The organism is Bradyrhizobium sp. HKCCYLS3013, from assembly GCF_051167615.1.
Lineage (GTDB): Bacteria > Pseudomonadota > Alphaproteobacteria > Rhizobiales > Xanthobacteraceae > Bradyrhizobium.
Genome location: NZ_JBNPTK010000009.1, coordinates 45,046 through 63,440 on the forward strand (window position 1 = coordinate 45,046; position 18,395 = coordinate 63,440).

The window sequence follows — 18,395 nt, forward strand, 5'->3', positions numbered from 1 at the left end:
GTCGTCACGCCGATTGTCGCCTCGGCGCGTCATCATCGACGGCGGCGAGCCGCGCCGCCGCCCGGCGCAGGAACGCCGCCGCGCCCTGCGCCTCGGCCACCGTGACGGCCTCGCGCAGCGCGGCCGTCACCTGGCCCGGCGCATGATCCGGAACGGCGGCCAGGATCTCGGCGCGCCGCCGATGCAGCGGCGACAGGAAATAGCCGTCGCCATAGCGCCGCGCGGCGTCGATCGCCGCATCGATCGTCTGCATCGCCTCGGCCGTGTTGCCGACGATCAGTTGCAGGCCGGCGACCTCGCCGAGATAGAAGCAGGAGAAATGCATCATGCCGAGCGTCTGGAACGCCGGCAGCGCCTCGCACGCCGCCGCCAGCGCCTCGTCTGGATTCCTGCCGAGATGGCCGCGGGCGTGCGCCTGCAGGCTGCCCGCCACCAGCTGATAGAGCGGATAGCCATGGTCGCGGCAGATGGTCAGGGCTTCCTCGGTGGCGAGGAGGACATCCTCGTAGTCGCCGCGTGCGAGCTGATAGAAGGCGAGCCACGACAGCGCCCAGGCGAGGTCGAACGGACGTCCGAGCCGGCGCGCATGCGCGATGAGATCGCTGGCGACCGCGGCCGCACCAGCGTCGTCGCCCATCGCATGCAGCACCTGCAGCAGCGAGGCCTGGGCGGCGACCAGCGGATCCTGCGAGGACAGTTGCGGCAGCCGCGCGCCGTCCGACGCCTGATAGAGCTGCACCGCGGCGGCCAGCAGCCGGCGCGCGGCGGGGAGGTCGCCTCTGGCGAAGAGAATGTAGCCCAACGCAACGCCGCTCTCGATGCGGTGCTCGGGAAGGCCGGTCTGCTCGCCGATTCCCAGGCACAGATGCGCCATCTCCTCGGCACCGTCGAGATCGCCCGCGATGATCAGGAAACTGCAGATGCCGCGCAGCACGGCGAACAGGCCGGCGGTGTTGCCGAGTGCGTCGCAGATCGCCCGTGCCTCGGACAGCGCCTTGCCGACCTCGGGCACGGTGTAGCCGCGCGAGGCGGCGAGGCTGACGGCAAGCCCGATCAGGAGCTCGAGCTCCAAGTCGGCGCGCTCGCCGTCGGCGGATTGATGACGCAGCAGGTCGAGCGCCGTTTGCAGATGTCGCGCCGCTTCGACATGCGCGGCGCGCGAGGCGGCGCGCCGGCCCGCGGCCGCCCATAGCGGGATGGCTTCGGCGATCGCGCCGCTCTCGGTGAAATGGTAGGCCAGCAACTCCGGCTCGGTGTCCCGCGTCTCGGGAAAGCGATCGCGCAGCACCGCGGCGATCCTGCCATGCAATGTCTGGCGTTCGCGCCGGAGCAGGGACTCGTAGGCGGCGTCGCGGATCAACGCGTGCTTGAACGTGTAGAGGCCGTCGGGCGGCGCGCCGCTGCTCTCCACGAGGCCGGACTTGACGAGCTGATCCAGGCTCTCGCCGAGCCTGGCTTCGGGCTCCGCCACGATGGCCGACAACAGATCGTAGCTGAAGCGGCGACCGATGGCGGCGCCGAGATTGGCAATCCGGCGCGCCGGCCCCAATCGGTCGAGCCGCGCAACCAGGGAGTCCTGCAGCGAGGCAGGAATGGCCACGCTCGCATGGCCGTCCCGTGCGGGCGCCGCGGAGGCTTCGACGACGTACTTCGCCAGCTCTTCCAGGAATAGCGGAATGCCTTCGCCACGGCTGACGATCTGGCGCAGCGTCGCTGCCGGCAGCGCGGCCGAAGCGGCCACATGGGTGCAGATCCGCTCGGCGTCGCCGTGACTCAATCGCCCGAGCGGGAGCCGCGTGACCTGCGGGCTCCCGGCCCAGGGCGGCTCATATTCGAGCCGGGCCGTGACCACGATCAGCCAGCGGCGTTGTGCGGCGCGCCGGATCGCCCGATCGAGCAGCTCGAGCGTGGTCGTGTCGCTCCAATGCGCGTCTTCCAGCACCAGCAGCGCGGGCCCGGTCGGCACCATCATGTCGATCAGCCGGAGCAGCGTCTCTCGCGTGACCTCCGAGCGCTTCTCGACGGTCATCGTCTGCAACGGACTGTCCGGCTCGGGAGCGACGCCCAGGATATCGGCGAGCACGGCGCGCGCCGTGGCGTCGCCGACGCCGTGCGCGTTCATGAAGCGATCGAGCTTGTCGCGACGCGTCGCTGCGCCGTCGGAGCGGTCGAAGCCGGCGATGAGCGCGAGCTGCTCCGAGATCGGATACAGCACGCTGTCACAACGGGTGGGGCTGCAGTGCCAGATCATCTGCAGCTGGGAGACGTCGGCCACGCGCCGACGCAGCTCCTCGACCAGCCGCGACTTGCCGATGCCCGGCTCGCCATGGAGCAGCACCACCTGTCCGCTGCCGAACCGCGCCGCCGCCCAGCAATCGAACAGACGCGCCAGCTCCTGGTCGCGCCCGACCAGAGGGGAGCTTTCGCCGCGAATGCGGGCGTGGAAACGGCTCGCGACGGCGGCTTCCTCCAGCACCTCGAACGCCTCGACCGGTGCGGCGAATCCCTTCAGCGCGAACGTGCCGAGATCGCGGAAGTCGAACATGCCGCGCGCGATGCGCTCGGTGGTCCGGGCCACGACGATGCTGTCGGGGGCGGCGATCGATTGCAGCCGCGCCGCCAGATTCGGCGTCTCGCCGACGATGTCGACCGGGCGGCCGTCGGCGCGGGGCATGAGGTCGCTGACCACGACGAGGCCGGTGGCGATGCCGATGCGCAGGCGCAGCTTCTGTCCATGCGGGGCCTCGAGCCGGCCGACGGCGTCGCGCAGCGCGATGGCGGCGCGGATCGCGGTGGCTGCATCGTCTTCCCCCGCGCGCGGATAGCCGAAATAGGCGAGCACGCCGTCGCCGGCATATTGCGTGATGGCGCCGCCATGGTGGCCGATGACGTTTTCGCAGGTCGTCAGGAAAGCGTCGATGACGCTGGTCATATCTTCCGGATCGAGCCTGACCGTGAGCGAGACGGAGCCGACGAGATCGCAGATCAGCGCCGTGACCTGCCGCCGCTCGGCGCGATGCATGCCGAGCAGGCGCGAGCTCGTCGTCGTATCGGATGACGGCTGTCGCAACGCCCCACCACACCCGCCGCAGACGTCCGAGCCCGGTGGATTGGGCCGACCACAGGTTTCACAATCCATCTGCGTTCGGGCTCCCGGACACGATTACGGAATGCGAATGAGCGCGAAGCGCGGAGCTTGCGATGAGGGCGCGATCGCGGCGCCCGTATCGACCGACGTCGCGCGCCGAGCGCGAAGCATCGGTTTGCGGTACTGGCATTTCGAGTGCGACCAGGACCGGCTGATCATGTTCAACTCATAGCGCATTCGTGGCAGAGTAGCAACGGTGCCGGATTGCTCGCGGTCGCTCCGGGGAGGGGGGAACGATGTCGGACGGCTCCCTCGGGTGTCCTCGATGCCGGCGGGACCGTTCAAGCCTGCGACGATTTGACATCAATGTGGAAGCATCAGGTTGCCTCGCTTGCGGAAAGGCGCGCATGATCGCGCGATCCCGCGGCGGATGGCCCGTCCGGGTGATGCGTCGTGAGGCCCTCGGAAAGCGTGAGGGCGCAGGGAGAGCCGGACCTCGACTGAGGCCCGTGGCCCGCCTGCGAAAAAAATGCAGGCGGCAGGTACCACAGGTCAGCCGGAAACCCGGCCCTCCCTGCGCGATGGTTGAACGGCTGCTTCGCGTTCTCCCTGGTGCGCCGGGCTTTCTGGCCACCATCCCCACGCGAAGCCAGGGCCTCGACGTGAGTTGATATCAGCATCGGGATATCAGGACCGCGCGACTTGACCGTGCGTGGCGAATTGTTCGTCGGCGCGAGCAACGCGCGCTGCAATCCACCCCGCCCACCGCTCCCCGCCTCGCATGTCGTGACGACCGCGATACGCCCCTCAGTTCGAGACGGGATGTAGGAATAGAACCATGATTTTCGGAAAAACGAAAGAGAAATATTTTCGGCGCGGGGACTGGACAGGCCAAATCAGCTTGATCGCGCAGCGGAAATCAGTTTCTCGGCGCATCGAGCATCCAACGATTGCGCCGCCCGTCCGAACCTCGGGATTTTCTGGTCCGACGCTGACGCGTCGTCCTGGACCGACAAGGAGGACGACCGAGGCGCCTGGCTGCGCCGCTCCGTCACGGCCAGTCGGCGAAGTTGAGGATGGCCCGCGGCTGGCCTTTGGTCCGCTGCGACGAAACGCCCTTGCGCCACGCGCCCGGTGATTGGCCGGTGTGCCTGACGAAGAAGCGGTTGAAATAGGCGCTGTCCTTGAAGCCGAGCGCGAAGGCGATCTGCTTGATCGTCGCGGTGGTGGTTTCGAGCCGGGTCGCCGCCTCCTGAATGACGCGTTGCTGAATCAGCGCGCTCGGTGACCGCTGCAGCACCCGGGTGCACAGCGCGTGCAGGCGATCCGGCGTCACGCCGAGCAACGCAGCGTAGTCGGCGACCCGCAGTTGCTGATGAAAGCGTTCCTCGACGAGCCGGCGAAAGCGGCTCAGGATCTCGGCGCTGGAGCCCTGCGCCTCGCCGGCGCTGTCGTCGGCAAACAGCCGCCAGAAGCGCAGCACGCACAGGGTCAGCTCCGATGACGTGATCGAGGCCGCGCCGCGCCGTGACGGATTTTCGATCTCGGCTGCGATCGCCGCCATCGAGCGCGCGATGACCGCGGCGAACTCGGCCGTGACCGAGAAGGCCAGGACGGCCTCGGTGCCTGCGAGGTCGAGATAGGCGGGCTCGGCGGAGGAGGGCAGGTGGCGGTGCCAGAGCCCGGAGCGCAGCCGCAGGAGATGGCCGGCCGAGCCGGCCGCGACGTCGAGATGCTCGGCCTCTCCCGCCGGCAGCCAGACCAGCGCCGGACCGGACCAGGTCTGGATTTCGTCATCGGCGAAGCGCGCCGAGGCAGCCCCGGCGGAGAGGCAGAGCAGGTGGACGAACGGCCGCGCGGCATCCGACCGCAGGGCCCAGCGCCGTGCCTCGAAATGCGTGGGAATGGCTTCGGCGCCGAGCGCTGCCGGGGTGCCGCGAGCCACCGGCGGCAGCGTCCGAGGCGCGGCATTACGCGCAGTCGTCGCCCCAGAAAAGTGCACTCTTTTGCCGGAACTGTCCATTGCGCCACCCAAGCCTGCGGTGTTTCCCTCGTCAAGTCCCGACGACCGCAAACAAAAAACCGCGGACGACGCCGGGGCAGAGGAACGTCACCGATTCACCCGCGCGGTCCGCGCGCGTGAACATGGGAGGAGGACAAGGACATGACTTCGACCAACCGTCGTCAGGTGCTACGGATCGCGGGAGCGGCGGCGATCGCAGCCGGCTTTGCCGTATCGGCCGCGCAGGCCCAGACACAGGACAAGATCCGCATCGGCTATGCGATCTCGAAGACCGGCCCCTATGCCGGCGGCGCCGGCATCACCACGCTGCCGAACTATCAGCTCTGGGTGAAGGACGTGAACGCGGCCGGCGGCATCAAGCTCGGCGACAAGCGGCTGCCGGTCGAGATCGTCGAATATGACGACCGCAGCTCGTCGGAAGAGGCGGTGAAGGCGATCGAGCGCCTCGCCAACCAGGACAAGGTCGACTTCATCCTGCCGCCCTGGGGCACCGGTCTCAACCTTGCGGTCGGTCCGACCTTGAACCGGCTCGGCTATCCGCATCTCGCGGTGACGTCGGTGACCGACAAGGCGCCAGAGCTCGCCAAGCGCTGGGCCAATGCCACCTTCTGGCTCGGCACGTCGGCGCAGATCTCCAACGGGCTCGCCGAGCTGCTCGGCAAGCTGAAGAGCGAGGGCAAGATCGGCGGCAGCGTCGCGATGGTCAGCGTCGCCGATCAGTTCGGCATCGAGCTGGCCGCCGCCGGGCGCGAGGCCTTCAAGAAGGCCGGACTGACCGTCGCCTACGACAAGACCTATCCGATGGGCTCGCAGGATCTGCAGCCGCTGCTCAAGGATGCGATCGCGAGCAAAGCCGATGCCTTCGTCGCCTTCAGCTATCCGCCGGATACGATCGGGCTGACCGAGCAGGCGCAACTGCTCAAGTACAATCCGAAGGTCTTCTATGTCGGCGTCGGCACGGCGTTCCCGCTGTTCAAGGGCAAGTTCGGCGCGGGCAGCGACGGCGTGATGGGCATCGGCGGCTGGAACGCCGACGCGCCCGCGCTCAAGGACTATCTCGCCCGCCACAAGGCGGCGACCGGGCAGGAGCCGGATCGCTGGGCGAGCCCGATCACCTATGCCAGCCTGCAGGTGCTGCAGCAGGCGATCGAGAAGGTCGGCAAGGTCGACCGTACCGCGGTCGCCAAGGAGATCCGCGAGGGCTCTTTCGACACCATCATCGGCAAGGTGAAGCTGAAGGACGGCCTGCTGCAGGAGGTCTGGAGCGTCGGCCAGTGGCAGAACGGCGAGTTCTACGCCCTGGCGCCGGCCTCGCTGCCCGGCGCACGCGCCGCGGTCGTGCCGAAGCCCGAGTGGAAATAGCCGGAACGAGGTCGTGAGCTTGCGGACGCGCGTCAATGCGCGCGTCCGCGGGCCTCGCGCAAGAGGCACCATCCCATGCTGCTGTTCGACATCCTGCTGCCCGGTCTGGTGCTGGGGGGCATGTATGCCCTGATCGCGCTCGGCCTGACGCTGCAATATGGCGTGGCGCGCATCATGAACCTGTCCTATGGCGAGTCGCTGGTCGCGGCCGCGTTCGGCACGCTGTCGCTCTATTCCGGCCTGCAACTGAGTCCGCTGCTGGCGCTGCTGCTGGCGATGCCCGCCGCGGGACTGCTGAACTGGCTGCTCTACAGGCTGTTGCTGCAGCGCCTGATCCGCCGCGGCAAGGACGCCGGTGCCCAGGAGGTCGACAGCATCCTCGTCACCTTCGGCGTGCTGTTCGTGATCCAGGGCATCATGCTGGTCGCTTTTGGCGGGCAGTATTACAGCTACAGCTATCTCTCCATTCCCGTGACGGTGCTCGGCTCGACGCTCGCGGTGAACCGGCTGGTCGCGCTCGGTTTCGCCGCGCTGATCGGCACCGGCGTCTATCTCGCGCTGACGCGGACGAGGATCGGTACGGCCGTGCGTGCCGTCGCGGTCGATGCCAATGCCGCGCGGCTCGTCGGCATCGATGTCGCTTGGCTCGCAGGACTGGCGTTTGCGTTCGGTGGTGGACTGGTCGCCGCCGGCGGGGTGCTCGTCAGCATGTTCCTCACCTTCAACGCCTCGATGGGCGTCGTCTTCACGATGAAGGCGCTGGTGGTCGTGATCATGGGGGGCGTCGGCAATGTCATGGGCGCGCTGGCCGCAGGGCTGCTGCTCGGCGTCGTCGAGACCGCGGTGGCGCGGCTGGTCGATCCCGGGCTGACCTTGGCCGCGACGTTTGCGATGTTTCTCGCCGTGCTGCTGATCCGGCCGACCGGACTGTTCGGAAAGGCGGCGTCGTGATCAGCCCTGGCAAGATTCTCGCCTGGTGCATCGGGCTCGTCGGCGTTGCCGCAGCGGTCACGCTGCCGCTCTATGCCAACGGCTACTATCTCGCGCTCGGCATCAGCATTCTCTATTTCACCGTGCTGGCAACCGCCTGGGCCATGTTTTCCGGACCGACCCGCTACGTCTCGCTGGCGACGGCTGCGTTCTTCGGCATCGGCGCCTATACGGCGGCGGCGACGGGCGAGACGCTGAGCTGGCCGCTGCAACTGATGACCGCTGCGGGTGTCGGCGCCGTCGTCGCGGCCATCACCGGCCTGTCGACGCTGCGGCTGTCCGGCATCTACTTCATCATCTTCTCGTTCGGCCTGGCCGAGCTGATCCGCCAGCTCGTGATCTGGTACGAGGTCAACATCCACAAATCGGTCGGCCGCTATTTGTTCAGCGACATCACCCAGGAGATGCTGTACTGGCAGCTCTGCGCGCTGACGGCGCTGGTCTTCCTCACGGGCTTTCTGCTGACGCGCTCGCGCTATGGCCTCGCGCTGCGCGCGATCGGCGCCGACGAGACCGCCGCGCGCCATTCCGGCATCGATGCGACGGCGGTGAAGCTCGGGGTCTTCATCCTCAGCGCGATGTTCATGTCGGTGACCGGCGCGATCATGGCGCCGCGCTGGACCTATATCGATCCGGCGATCGCCTTCAATCCGATGATCTCGTTCCAGGTCGTGATCATGGCGCTGCTCGGCGGCGCCGGCTCGCTGATCGGCCCGGTGCTCGGCGTCATCCCGCTGGTGCTGCTGTTCGAGGTGCTGACAGCCGCGCTGCCCAACCATTTCAGCATCGTGCTCGGCCTCATCTTCATCGGCATCGTGATGGCGCTCCCGAAGGGCGTGATCGGGGTGGTCGATCGGGTCTGGCGGCGCGAGCCCAAGGTCGCCGGCGCCAAGCCGGAGCAGGGCGGAACGCTGCTCATCGCCGAGACCGTCGGCAAATCCTTCGGCGGCCTGCGCGCCGTCGACAAGGTCAGTCTCGACGTCCGCGCCGGCGAGATCCTCGGCGTCATCGGTCCCAACGGCTCCGGCAAGACGACGCTGCTCAACATGCTCTCCGGCGCGCTGGTGCCGTCGGACGGCACCATCCGCTTCGACGGCACCGTCATCAACGGCATGGCCGCCCACCGGATCGCGCGGCTCGGGCTTGCCCGCACCTTCCAGTTGGTGCGGGTGATGCCGGACCTGACGGTCGCCGAGAATGTCGCGGCGTCGGCGTTGTTCCGCACGCGCCAGACCGGTGCGGCCGCGGAATCGATCCATGAGCTGCTCGCCCTGGTCGGCCTCGATGGCATGGCGGAGATGCTGGCGGGCGATCTCACTTACATCGACCAGAAGCGGCTGGAGCTCGCCCGCGCGCTGGCGTTGCATCCGCGTGTTGTGCTGCTCGACGAATGGCTGGCCGGGCTCAATCCGACCGAGCTCGAGACCGGCATCGGGCTGATCGCCTCGCTGCGCGACCGCGGCATCACCATCGTGATGGTCGAGCACGTGATGGATGCGATCCGCGCGCTGTGCGACCGCTGCGTCGTGATGAGCGCCGGCAACGTGATCGCGCGCGGCACGCCGGGCGAGGTGCTCGCCGATCCCACCGTGATCACGGCCTATCTCGGAGAGCCCGATGCTTGAGATCACGCGGCTGTCGCATGCCTATGGCAAGCACCAGGCGCTCACCGACGTCGCGCTCGAGGTCGCGCGCGGCGAGATCGTCGCCATCCTCGGCGCCAATGGCGCCGGCAAGTCGACCCTGCTGAAGGCGATCGCGGGACTGATCCGGCCGTCGCCCGGGGCCGTGATCCGGCTCGGCGGGACGGACATCGCCTCGCTCGCGCCGCATCTGATCGTCGAGCGCGGCATCGCGCTGGTGCCGGAAGGCCGCGGCGTCTTCGGCGATCTCACCGTCGCCGAGAACCTCCAGCTCGGCGCCTATCCGGCGCGCGCCCGCGACGGCGAGGCCGCGCGGCTCGCGCACGTGCTGCAACTGTTTCCGCGCCTTACCGAGCGCATGAGCCAGGCCGTGAGGACCATGAGCGGCGGCGAGCAGCAGATGGTCGCGATCGGCCGCGCGCTGATGTCGCGGCCCGAGCTGCTGCTGCTCGACGAGCCGTCGCTCGGACTGTCGCCGCTCTTGAGCCGCGAGGTGTTCCGGGCGCTCAAGACGATCCGCGGCGACGGCGTCGGCATCCTGATGGTCGAGCAGAACGCGCGCGCCAGCCTGGACATCGCCGACCGCGTCTACCTGATCGAGCAGGGGCGCAATGCCGGCGAAGGCGCGGCGTCCGAGATGAAGAACAATCCCGACATCCAGCGCGCCTATCTCGGCCAGTCGCGCGCGCCGAAATCTCCAGCAACCTCCAGCGAACCCGGGAGTCTTCCATGAACGCGATCAATCTCCTGATTGGCGGCAAGGATCAGTCCGCCGCCAATCAGCGCACCTTCCAGCGCCTCAATCCGATCAGCGGCGAGATCGCAACCATCGTCGCGGCGGCGTCGATCGACGACGCGCTGCGCGCCGCCGATGCCGCCGCGGCGGCGTTTCCGGCGTGGTCCCGGCTCGGCCCTGGCGAACGCCGCAAGCGGCTCAATGCGGCAGCCGATGCGCTGGCGCGCAATGCACCGGAGTTCGTCGCGCTGATGATGGCCGAGACCGGCGCCACCGCGGGCTGGGCCGGCTTCAACGTGCATCTCGCCGAGGGCATGCTGCGCGAGGCCGCGGCGATGACGACGCAGATCGCGGGCGAGGTGATTCCGACCGACGTGCCCGACAACATCGCGCTGGCGCATCGCCAGCCGGTCGGCGTCGTGCTCGGCATCGCGCCGTGGAATGCGCCGGTCATCCTCGGTGTCCGCTCGGTGGCGATGCCGCTCGCCTGCGGCAACACCGTGGTGCTGAAGGCCTCGGAGATGAGCCCGGGCGTGCATCGGCTGATCGGCGCGTGCCTGGCCGAAGGTGGTCTCGGCGACGGCGTCGTCAACGTCGTGACCAACGCGCCCGAGGATGCGCAGGCCGTGGTCGAGGCGCTGATCGCCCATCCCGCGATCCGCCGCGTCAACTTCACCGGCTCGACCCGCGTCGGCCGTCTCATCGCCATGGCCTGTGCCAGGCAATTGAAGCGCGCGCTGCTCGAGCTCGGCGGCAAGGCGCCGCTGGTCATTCTCGACGACGCCGATCTCGACGCCACGGTGAATGCCGCCGCGTTCGGCGCCTTCATGAACCAGGGCCAGATCTGCATGTCGACCGAGCGCATCGTGGTCGACGACAAGGTGGCGGATGCATTCGTCGCGAAGTTCGCCGCCAAGGCCAACAGCCTGCCTTACGGAGATCCGCGCAAGGGCGACGTGGTGCTGGGCTCGCTGGTCAGCGCCGCCGCCTGCGACCGTGTCGGCGGCCTGATCGAGGACGCGGTGGCCAAGGGCGCGGTGCTGGCGGCCGGCGGCCGCGGCAGCGGCACGATCATGCCCGCGACCATCGTCGATCACATCACGCCGGCGATGCGCATCTATGGCGAGGAGAGTTTTGGTCCCGTCGTCACCGTCGTGCGCGTCAGCGGCGTCGACGAGGCCGTGCGCGTCGCCAACGACACCGAATATGGCCTGTCGTCGGCGGTGTTCGGCCGCGACATCGCTCGCGCGATCGCTGTCGCCAAGCGGATCGAATCCGGCATCTGCCACGTCAACGCGCCGACGGTGCATGACGAGCCGCAGATGCCGTTCGGCGGCGTCAAGGCCTCTGGCTATGGCCGCTTCGGCGGCAAGGCCGCGATCGACGAGTTCACCGAGCTGCGCTGGATCACGGTGCAGACCGGCGAGCGGCACTACCCATTCTGAGGCGGGAACTCATCCGTGGCCCGGCTCTGGCGCATCGTCGGATGCAGCCGGAGCCGGTTGCATTCCGCGCGGCCATGCGCGGAAACGATTCGAACTGTGTCCGAGACATCGGCAGCAGCGACGTCGGCGCGCGACGTCGCGGCGGTGAGACGCGCCCCCGCCGGGCATCGATGGTGCGAGGCACGATCGAAATTCACGTTGCGGCTCCGCTGGTTGCGGCAGACAGGCGCGCTACTTTAAAGAAATTCCAACGGCTTTAGATCGATTCAGTTTGCTGCGGCCCTTCTCTTGCCGGACGTTCGGCTCAACACGTGCAACGTCGATGACGAAGGGTGGGTTCGAGCGCATGCGGCTGTGGGTTCAGGTTCATACGTGGACGTCGCTGATCAGCATGATCTTCCTGCTGATGCTGTGCCTGACCGGGCTTCCGCTGATCTTCCATGAGGAAATCGATCATCTGTTCGAGGACGAGATCGCCGCGCCGGCGATGCCGGCCGACACGCCGCTGCTGCCGCTCGACCGCCTGATCGCGGCGGCCAAGCAGCAGTTGCCGCAGCAGCATGCGCTGTTCGTGAGCCTGAAGCAGGCGGAGCCGCTGATCGTGGTCGCGATGTCGCCGACCGCCATTCCGGTGCCCGGGCAGTTTCATCGGCTCACCGTTGATGCGCGCACCGGCGTCGTGCTCGGCGAGGAGGCGCCGCATCAGGACGTCATGGACGTGATCCTGCGCATCCACCGCGACATGTTCACCGGCCTGCCGGGCGAGCTCTTTCTCGGACTGATGGGACTGGTGTTCGCGGCGTCCATCGTCTCGGGCGTCGTCGTCTACTGGCCCTTCATGCGGCGCCTGCAGTTCGGCACGGTGCGGGATCGCTCGGCGCGGCTGAAATGGCTCGACCTGCACAATCTGCTCGGCATCGTCACGGTGAGCTGGGCGCTCGCGGTCGGTCTGACCGGCACCATCAACACGCTGGCGGTGCCGCTGTTCGACCTCTGGCGCGCAAAGACCATGCCGGCGCTGCTCGCGCCCTATCAGGGCAAGCCGCTGGCGGAAGCAAAGTCGATCGAGGCCGCCGTCGGCGCCGTCCGCACCGCATTCCCGGACCGGCTGGTGACGTCCATCACCCTGCCGACGACGACGCGGTTCGGCAGCCCGCAGCACCTGATGATCTGGACCAAGGGCCGCACGCCGTTCACCGCGCGCATGTTCAAGCCGGTCCTGGTCGACGCCCAGGACAGCAGCAAGATGGTCGTGCCCGAGCTCGCCTGGTACCTCACCGCGTTGCAGGTATCGCGGCCGCTGCACTTCGGTGATTATGGCGGGTTGCCGCTGAAGATCATCTGGGCCGCTCTCGACGTGATCACGATCATCGTGCTGTGCAGTGGACTCTATCTGTGGGCCGCCAAGCGCTGGGGCTTCCGCAGGAAGGCGTCAGGTGTCGTGGCATCGGCCGCGCCGGCAGTGGTGTCGACATGAGCTCCTCCGCTGCCTCGGCGACGCCGTCCTCCCGCGTCGCGCAACTCTCGACCTGGCAGGTGTTTCGTGCGCCGCTGCTGATCGGCCTCGTTGCCGCGGCCGGGCTCGCCTTCGGACTGTTCGGCGACGGCCTGTGGGATGGCCTGTGCTGGCTCGGCCTGTCGATTCCGATCCTGCTGTCGCTCGCCTACGGCACGAAAAGGAGCCGCGTCGCGAAGGCCGGAACGCAGGATGGGCCGCTCTGAGCGCTGACGTCCGCCGCCGGTCGGCGGAAGACGCCCCGCATCATTGACCTCGATCCGCGCCGCGGGACTACGCGCTCGGCCGGCCAACGATCCCACGCATCTCTTCTCTTACGCGTCTTCTCTCGCGCGCCGCGTCATCGCGATGGCCGCACGCTGCGTCGGCGGCGCGTGATCGGTCTCGCGCAGTGAGCGCCGCCGCGAGCGGCGTCTCTCCGCCCCGGAAACAAACAGATACAACGGTCACGATGCTCTCTCCGATCTGCGCGCGGCGCGGCGGAGATGCGGCGCATTTGAACGCAAAGATTGATTCAAAAGTGGCAATGTGATTAGTTATCATCGTACGATTGATCGAAATGATTTCGATGAGTTCGAGACGATTGGTGTCCTGAGTTGTATCAGCCGACACGATCACGTCGGCCTTCCGCGCGACATGCGCTTCTTTGGAAGGCTTCAAAGAAGCGGCGGGAAAAAAATCTCGTAGTAGCGGCAATCTGTTGAGCTGACCGATTCGGCGAGACTGTCGCTCGTTAGACGGGTTCTACGTCGCGCGACGCCATCCTCAAATACCTGTGTGTTAGGACCACCGACGAGCCGAGTTGGAACTTGGAATGATCGGGGTGTCAGGATGGTTTGTCGCATTTTGGATAAAGACGTTGGATTGACGATGTCGTTGGGACTTGTGAGCTCATTGGCGCTCACGCTGAATGTCGGAGGCGTTCAACCGGCCTTCGCGCAGACCAAGCTCCCCGACGTGACCGTCGACGCGCCGAAGCCGAAAGTCCGGCAGACCGCCTCGAGACCGCAGGCGACCGCGACGCGAACCGCTCAGCAGCGCCGCGTCGCGCCGCGCAACCTGCCGCCGACCGCCCCGGTGGCCTACGTGACGCCGTCGACGGGAACAGTCGGCGCGCCGCCGTCGCCCTATGCCGGCGGCCAGGTCGCCAGCGGCGGCGGCCTCGGACTCCTCGGCAATCGCGGCATCATGAACACGCCCTTCAACCAGACGAGCTTCACCTCGCAGCTCATCCAGAACCAGCAGGCCCGCACGATTCGCGACGTGCTGATCAATGATCCCTCGGTGCGGACGATCCAGGCGGCCGGCGGCGGCGCCGACAGCCTGTTCATCCGCGGCTTCTACTATGACAGCGGCGACTACGCCTTGAACGGCCTCGCCGGCATTGCGCCGTATTATTCGACGGGCGCCAATTTCATCGAGCGGGTCGAGCTGCTCAAGGGGCCGGCGGCTCTGCTCAACGGCATGACGGTCGGCGGCACCGGCGCCTCGAGCGGCGGTGCGGTCGGCGGCAGCGTCAATCTCATCACCAAGCACGCGCCCGACACCGACATCACGCAACTCACGGCGACCTTCGCGTCGCGATCGCAGTTCGGCGAGGAGGTCGATGTCAGCCGCCGCTACGGCGAGCACAAGGAGTGGGGCGTCCGTCTCAACAGCAAGTATTCCAACGGCAATACGCCGTGGGACCGCCAGACCGACGAGTTCGGAAATGCTCACCTCGCGGTCGACTATCACGGCGAGAACGTTCGCATCGACGCCGATATCGGATATCAGGCGGACAAGCTGAATCCGCCGCTTCGCTTCTTCACGGTCGGCCCGACCACGACGAGCATCGCGTCGCCGCCGCCGTCCGGCACCAACTTCCAGATGCCGTGGGCCTATTATGCGCCGACCGATTTCTTCTCGACGGTCAAGGGCGAGGTCGATCTCAGCGATCACATCACGGCCTACGCAGGGTTCGGCTATCACGACAGCAACATCAACTATCGCTATACGTCGCCGGTTCTCGGCAATAACGGCGTTCTCACCGGAACCCCGCTTACGGGGAGCGAGACCTATGAGACGTTGGCGGGCGAAGCCGGCCTTCGGCTGACCGCCGACACCGGGCCCGTCAACCACGCCATCAATGTCGGCTACTCCGTCACCGATCGCACCTATACCCAGCGTGTGGTCACGGGGACGCTGTCGGCGGCGACGCCTTGGAATCTCTATCGTGATCCCTCGAACATCGCGCTGCCGGGATTCTCGTCGACGCTGGCAGCCAATCAGATCGTCGGCGCGAATCTCTGGAGCGTCGGCGTCTCCGACACGATGTCCATTCTCGACAAGAGGATCCAGCTGACCGTCGGTGCGCGCCGCCAGACCGCGGGGACCGAGATAACGAATTTCGTCGCGCCGGGGTCGAGCAGGCCGTTCGCGGACACCTCGGTTTGGACGCCGGCCTATGCGCTCGTCGTCAAGCCGGTCCAGCAGGTCGCGCTCTACGCCAACTATATCGAGGGTTTGCAGACCCCGGCCGTCGTCACCGGCAACTTCAGCAATGTCGGCACGGTGTTTCCACCCGGGCAGACCAAGCAGGTGGAGACCGGAATCAAGGTCGATTTCGGCCGCATCACGACGACGCTCAGCGCCTTCGACATCTCGCGCCCGAGCATCATCAGCGTCGCAACGGCAGGGGTGGCATTGCCCGCCCAGGTGCTCAACGGCTTGCAGCGAAATACCGGAGCCGAGTTCAATGTGTTCGGCGAGATCACGCCGGAGCTGCGCCTGCTCGGAGGCGCGGCCTACACCCACGGCGTGCAGGAGAAGACGCAAGGCGGCACGACGGACGGCAAGCGCGCCATCGGTGTGCCCGAACTGACGGTCAACCTCGGCGCCGAATGGGACACGCCGTTCGCACGCGACCTGACCCTGACGGGCCGGGTCGTCTACACGGCCGCGCAATATGTCAACGCAACCAATACGCTCTCGTTGCCAGATTGGACGCGGGTGGACCTGGGCGCGCGCTACAAGTTCACCTCGCCGTGGAACGGCAAGCCGATCATCGTTCGCGCCAGCGTCGAGAACGTGTTCGACAAGACCTATTGGGCGTCCGCCTATAGTGGCGTGATCACGCTGGGCGCGCCGCGCACCTACCTCGTTTCCACGACGTTCAACTTCTGAAGCGTCGACGTACATGAGGGCGACCAGGCCGCCGCACGGCAGATGTGCGGCGGCTTGGTTAGTTAGAGCGACGCGTAGAGTTGCATGTCCATTCGACGGAGAGTGTGCGGTCTGTGGCGCGCATGCCAAGGCGGGCAAGCGAATGGAGCGTGATGCAACACCGAACTACACGGCAATTGCTGTAGAGCCGCCGGAATCACCGACTTGAAGCCGATGCATCCAGATGTTGGGTCGTCACCCGCGTGTCACCTTGGAGAGATTAAAAACTTCGATCGGCGGTATCCTTTTGACTGTCATTATCAACTGCATTACTCGTAGTTCATCAACGTCGCTTGTTAGTAGGGAGTAGCCGGTCATGATGGTCTTCGACAGGGACGACGTCACCTTCACCGTCGTCGTGAATCACGAAGAGCAATATTCGATCTGGCCGACATTCAAGGACATTCCGAACGGGTGGACGGCCATAGGCGTCACCGGGAACAAGAAGGAGTGTCTGGACCATATCGAACAGGTGTGGACCGACATGCGGCCGCTCTCGCTGCGGAAATTCATGCAGGAGAACACGCAGGCCTCTGCCGAATCCTGAAGCGAGGGAGGATGGCTGCCATGCGGCTGATCTGTTTGCCCCATGCCGGCGGCAGCGCCATGGTCTACGCGCGCTGGAGGAGAGGTCTTCCGTCCTGGATCGAGGTCCTGCCGCTGGAGCTTCCCGGACGTGGCGCGCGGATGGACGAGCCGCTGCAGACGGATGCGGCCGTGCTGGCGGATCAGCTCGCGTCCGAACTGATCGGGTCGCCGTTGGCGCAGCCCTACGCTCTGTTCGGGCACAGTCTTGGCGGCTTGCTCGCCTTCGAGCTCGCGCACCGGCTGCTCGCGCGCGGTGCGCCGCGGCCGCAGATGTTGCTCGTGTCCGGAACGGAAGCGCCGGCCGTGCGCGACGGCAGCCGCTGGCGCGAGCCGCTCGGCGACGACGCGTTGCGCGACGAGCTTCTCAGGCTGAACGGCACACCGCCGGAGGCGTTCGAAAGCATGGAGATCATGCGCAGCGCGCTGCCGATCCTGCGGGCCGACTTCCTGATGTGCGGGACCTACGTCTATCAGCGGCGCCAGCCGTTGCCCTGTCCGCTGCACGTGTTCGGCGGCGATCTCGACGAGACGCGCGCCGAGGCGCTGGAGGCGTGGCGGGCCGAGACCTCCGGCGCGTTCGGCCGCGACACGTTGCCGGGCGACCATTTCTTCATCCATAGCCGGCAGGCGGATCTGCTGAATCTCCTTGCCGCATTGCTGGCACGCGCGGCCCGGCCGGAGCTCGCCGTTGCTCGCGCGGGGCCTTGAGCGGCGTGCCGAAAGCGTGGCCCAGCCGGCGAGCCGGCTGGTGATGAGACTTTGATGCTGAAATCGACGGGAGACGGGGAGAGGTCATGTTCGCAACACAATCTAAAGTAGAGCAAGATTCGTTGCCGTTCCTTCTGCGGGCCAGCCGCGAGCAGCAGCCGCTGATAGAGGCCGTCAGCGACGTCCGCGACATGATCGAGCGTCAGCTCTACGCCTGCGGCGGAATTCTCTTCCGTGGCTTCCATCTCGATGGCGCCGAGGCGTTCAGGAGCTTTGCCGCGAGCTTCGGCCATCCGCTGCTGTCCTACGAATTCGGCTCGACGCCGCGATCGAAGGTCAGCGCCGGCGTCTACACATCGACCGAATATCCGCCGCACCAGAGCATCCCGCTGCACAACGAGCAGGCCTATACGCGCGACTGGCCGATGAAGATCTGGTTCTATTGCGAGCAGGCGACGCAGCAGGGTGGCGAAACGCCGGTCGCCGACAGCCGGCTCATTCACCGCGACATGCCTGCCGCGATCCGCAACCGTTTCGCCGAGCGCGGCGTCATGTATGTCCGCAACTATGGCAGCGGTCTCGACGTCGACTGGCGGCAGGTGTTCGGCACGGAGTCGAAGGCCGAGGTCGAGGCCTATTGCGCCGCGCATGCCATCGCCTGCGAATGGAAGGATGGCGACGAATTGCGGACACGGCAGGTCTGCCAGGGGACCGCGGTGCATCCCGTGACCGGGGACATGGTGTGGTTCAATCAGGCGCATCTGTTCCATGTCTCCAGCCTCGCGCCCGAGGTTCGGGAGAGTCTTCTCGACATCGTCGGCGATCCGCTCGAGCTGCCGCGCAATGCGTTCTACGGCGACGGCGCGCCGATCGAGGATGAGACGCTGGCCACGGTCCGCCGCGTGCTCGACCGGCACAAGATCGTCTTCCCGTGGCAGACCGGCGACGTCGTCATGCTCGACAACATGCTGACTGCGCACGCGCGCGAGCCGTTCAAGGGGCCGCGCAGGGTGATCGTCGCGATGGCGCAGGCCCATCGCGTGAACTGAATCCGCGCAATCGACCACCATGCCGCGATCGGACCTCCGCAAG

General features: G+C 67.0%; 14 protein-coding genes. 11 read left to right on the forward strand and 3 right to left on the reverse strand.

What is annotated here, in order from left to right:
- Positions 1-4: 4 nt before the first annotated feature.
- The gene (locus ACQR1F_RS17650; protein ID WP_434887603.1) at positions 5-3,070 is read right to left on the reverse strand and encodes an ATP-binding protein; all 3,066 of its coding nucleotides are present in this window, start codon (positions 3,068-3,070) and stop codon (positions 5-7) included.
- Positions 3,071-4,139: 1,069 nt separating this feature from the next.
- Complete coding sequence (locus ACQR1F_RS17655) at positions 4,140-5,033, reverse strand: helix-turn-helix domain-containing protein (RefSeq protein ID WP_434838914.1); 894 nt, start codon at positions 5,031-5,033, stop codon at positions 4,140-4,142.
- Between the two features lie 219 nt (positions 5,034-5,252).
- On the opposite strand from ACQR1F_RS17655, the gene ACQR1F_RS17660 reads away from it, so the two are divergent.
- The 7 genes from ACQR1F_RS17660 to ACQR1F_RS17690 all read left to right on the forward strand — a co-directional run bounded on the left by ACQR1F_RS17660 (position 5,253) and on the right by ACQR1F_RS17690 (position 13,009).
- A complete protein-coding gene (locus ACQR1F_RS17660) occupies positions 5,253-6,473 on the forward strand; it encodes an amino acid ABC transporter substrate-binding protein (RefSeq protein ID WP_434887604.1) in 1,221 nt (406 codons plus the stop codon).
- Between the two features lie 75 nt (positions 6,474-6,548).
- Entirely contained in the window at positions 6,549-7,424 is an 876-nt protein-coding gene (locus ACQR1F_RS17665) for a branched-chain amino acid ABC transporter permease (RefSeq protein WP_315752511.1), read from the forward strand.
- Complete coding sequence (locus ACQR1F_RS17670; RefSeq protein ID WP_434907794.1) at positions 7,421-9,088, forward strand: branched-chain amino acid ABC transporter ATP-binding protein/permease; 1,668 nt, start codon at positions 7,421-7,423, stop codon at positions 9,086-9,088. Before ACQR1F_RS17665 ends, ACQR1F_RS17670 begins: the two co-directional genes overlap by 4 nt.
- Positions 9,081-9,839 carry an ABC transporter ATP-binding protein gene (locus tag ACQR1F_RS17675; protein WP_434913543.1) on the forward strand — a complete coding sequence of 253 codons (759 nt, stop codon included), beginning with the start codon at positions 9,081-9,083 and terminating at the stop codon, positions 9,837-9,839. The genes ACQR1F_RS17670 and ACQR1F_RS17675 overlap by 8 nt, the downstream gene beginning before the upstream one ends.
- Positions 9,836-11,287, forward strand: a complete 1,452-nt coding sequence (locus ACQR1F_RS17680) for an aldehyde dehydrogenase (protein ID WP_434913544.1) — start codon at positions 9,836-9,838, stop codon at positions 11,285-11,287. Before ACQR1F_RS17675 ends, ACQR1F_RS17680 begins: the two co-directional genes overlap by 4 nt.
- Before the next feature lie 346 nt (positions 11,288-11,633).
- Positions 11,634-12,764, forward strand: coding sequence for a PepSY-associated TM helix domain-containing protein (locus ACQR1F_RS17685; RefSeq protein WP_316180733.1), 1,131 nt, complete (start codon positions 11,634-11,636; stop codon positions 12,762-12,764).
- Positions 12,761-13,009: a hypothetical protein gene (locus tag ACQR1F_RS17690; protein WP_316237919.1), complete on the forward strand. Its 249-nt coding sequence runs from the start codon at positions 12,761-12,763 to the stop codon at positions 13,007-13,009. The genes ACQR1F_RS17685 and ACQR1F_RS17690 overlap by 4 nt, the downstream gene beginning before the upstream one ends.
- A 67-nt stretch (positions 13,010-13,076) precedes the next feature.
- On the opposite strand, the gene ACQR1F_RS17695 is transcribed toward ACQR1F_RS17690, so the two are convergent.
- Complete coding sequence (locus ACQR1F_RS17695; protein WP_316180539.1) at positions 13,077-13,421, reverse strand: hypothetical protein; 345 nt, start codon at positions 13,419-13,421, stop codon at positions 13,077-13,079.
- A gap of 252 nt (positions 13,422-13,673) precedes the next feature.
- On the opposite strand from ACQR1F_RS17695, the gene ACQR1F_RS17700 reads away from it, so the two are divergent.
- The 4 genes from ACQR1F_RS17700 (at position 13,674) to ACQR1F_RS17715 (ending at position 18,352) form a co-directional block, all read left to right on the forward strand.
- Positions 13,674-15,968, forward strand: a complete 2,295-nt coding sequence (locus ACQR1F_RS17700) for a TonB-dependent siderophore receptor (protein WP_434881123.1) — start codon at positions 13,674-13,676, stop codon at positions 15,966-15,968.
- Between the two features lie 355 nt (positions 15,969-16,323).
- Positions 16,324-16,554 (forward strand): MbtH family protein, encoded by a 231-nt coding sequence (locus ACQR1F_RS17705; protein ID WP_315802938.1) that lies wholly within the window; start codon positions 16,324-16,326, stop codon positions 16,552-16,554.
- A 20-nt stretch (positions 16,555-16,574) separates the two neighbouring features.
- Positions 16,575-17,303: a thioesterase II family protein gene (locus ACQR1F_RS17710; protein WP_434873067.1), complete on the forward strand. Its 729-nt coding sequence runs from the start codon at positions 16,575-16,577 to the stop codon at positions 17,301-17,303.
- A 122-nt stretch (positions 17,304-17,425) separates the two neighbouring features.
- On the forward strand, positions 17,426-18,352 hold the full coding sequence (locus ACQR1F_RS17715; RefSeq protein ID WP_434913545.1) for a TauD/TfdA family dioxygenase: 927 nt from the start codon (positions 17,426-17,428) through the stop codon (positions 18,350-18,352).
- Positions 18,353-18,395: the final 43 nt, after the last annotated feature.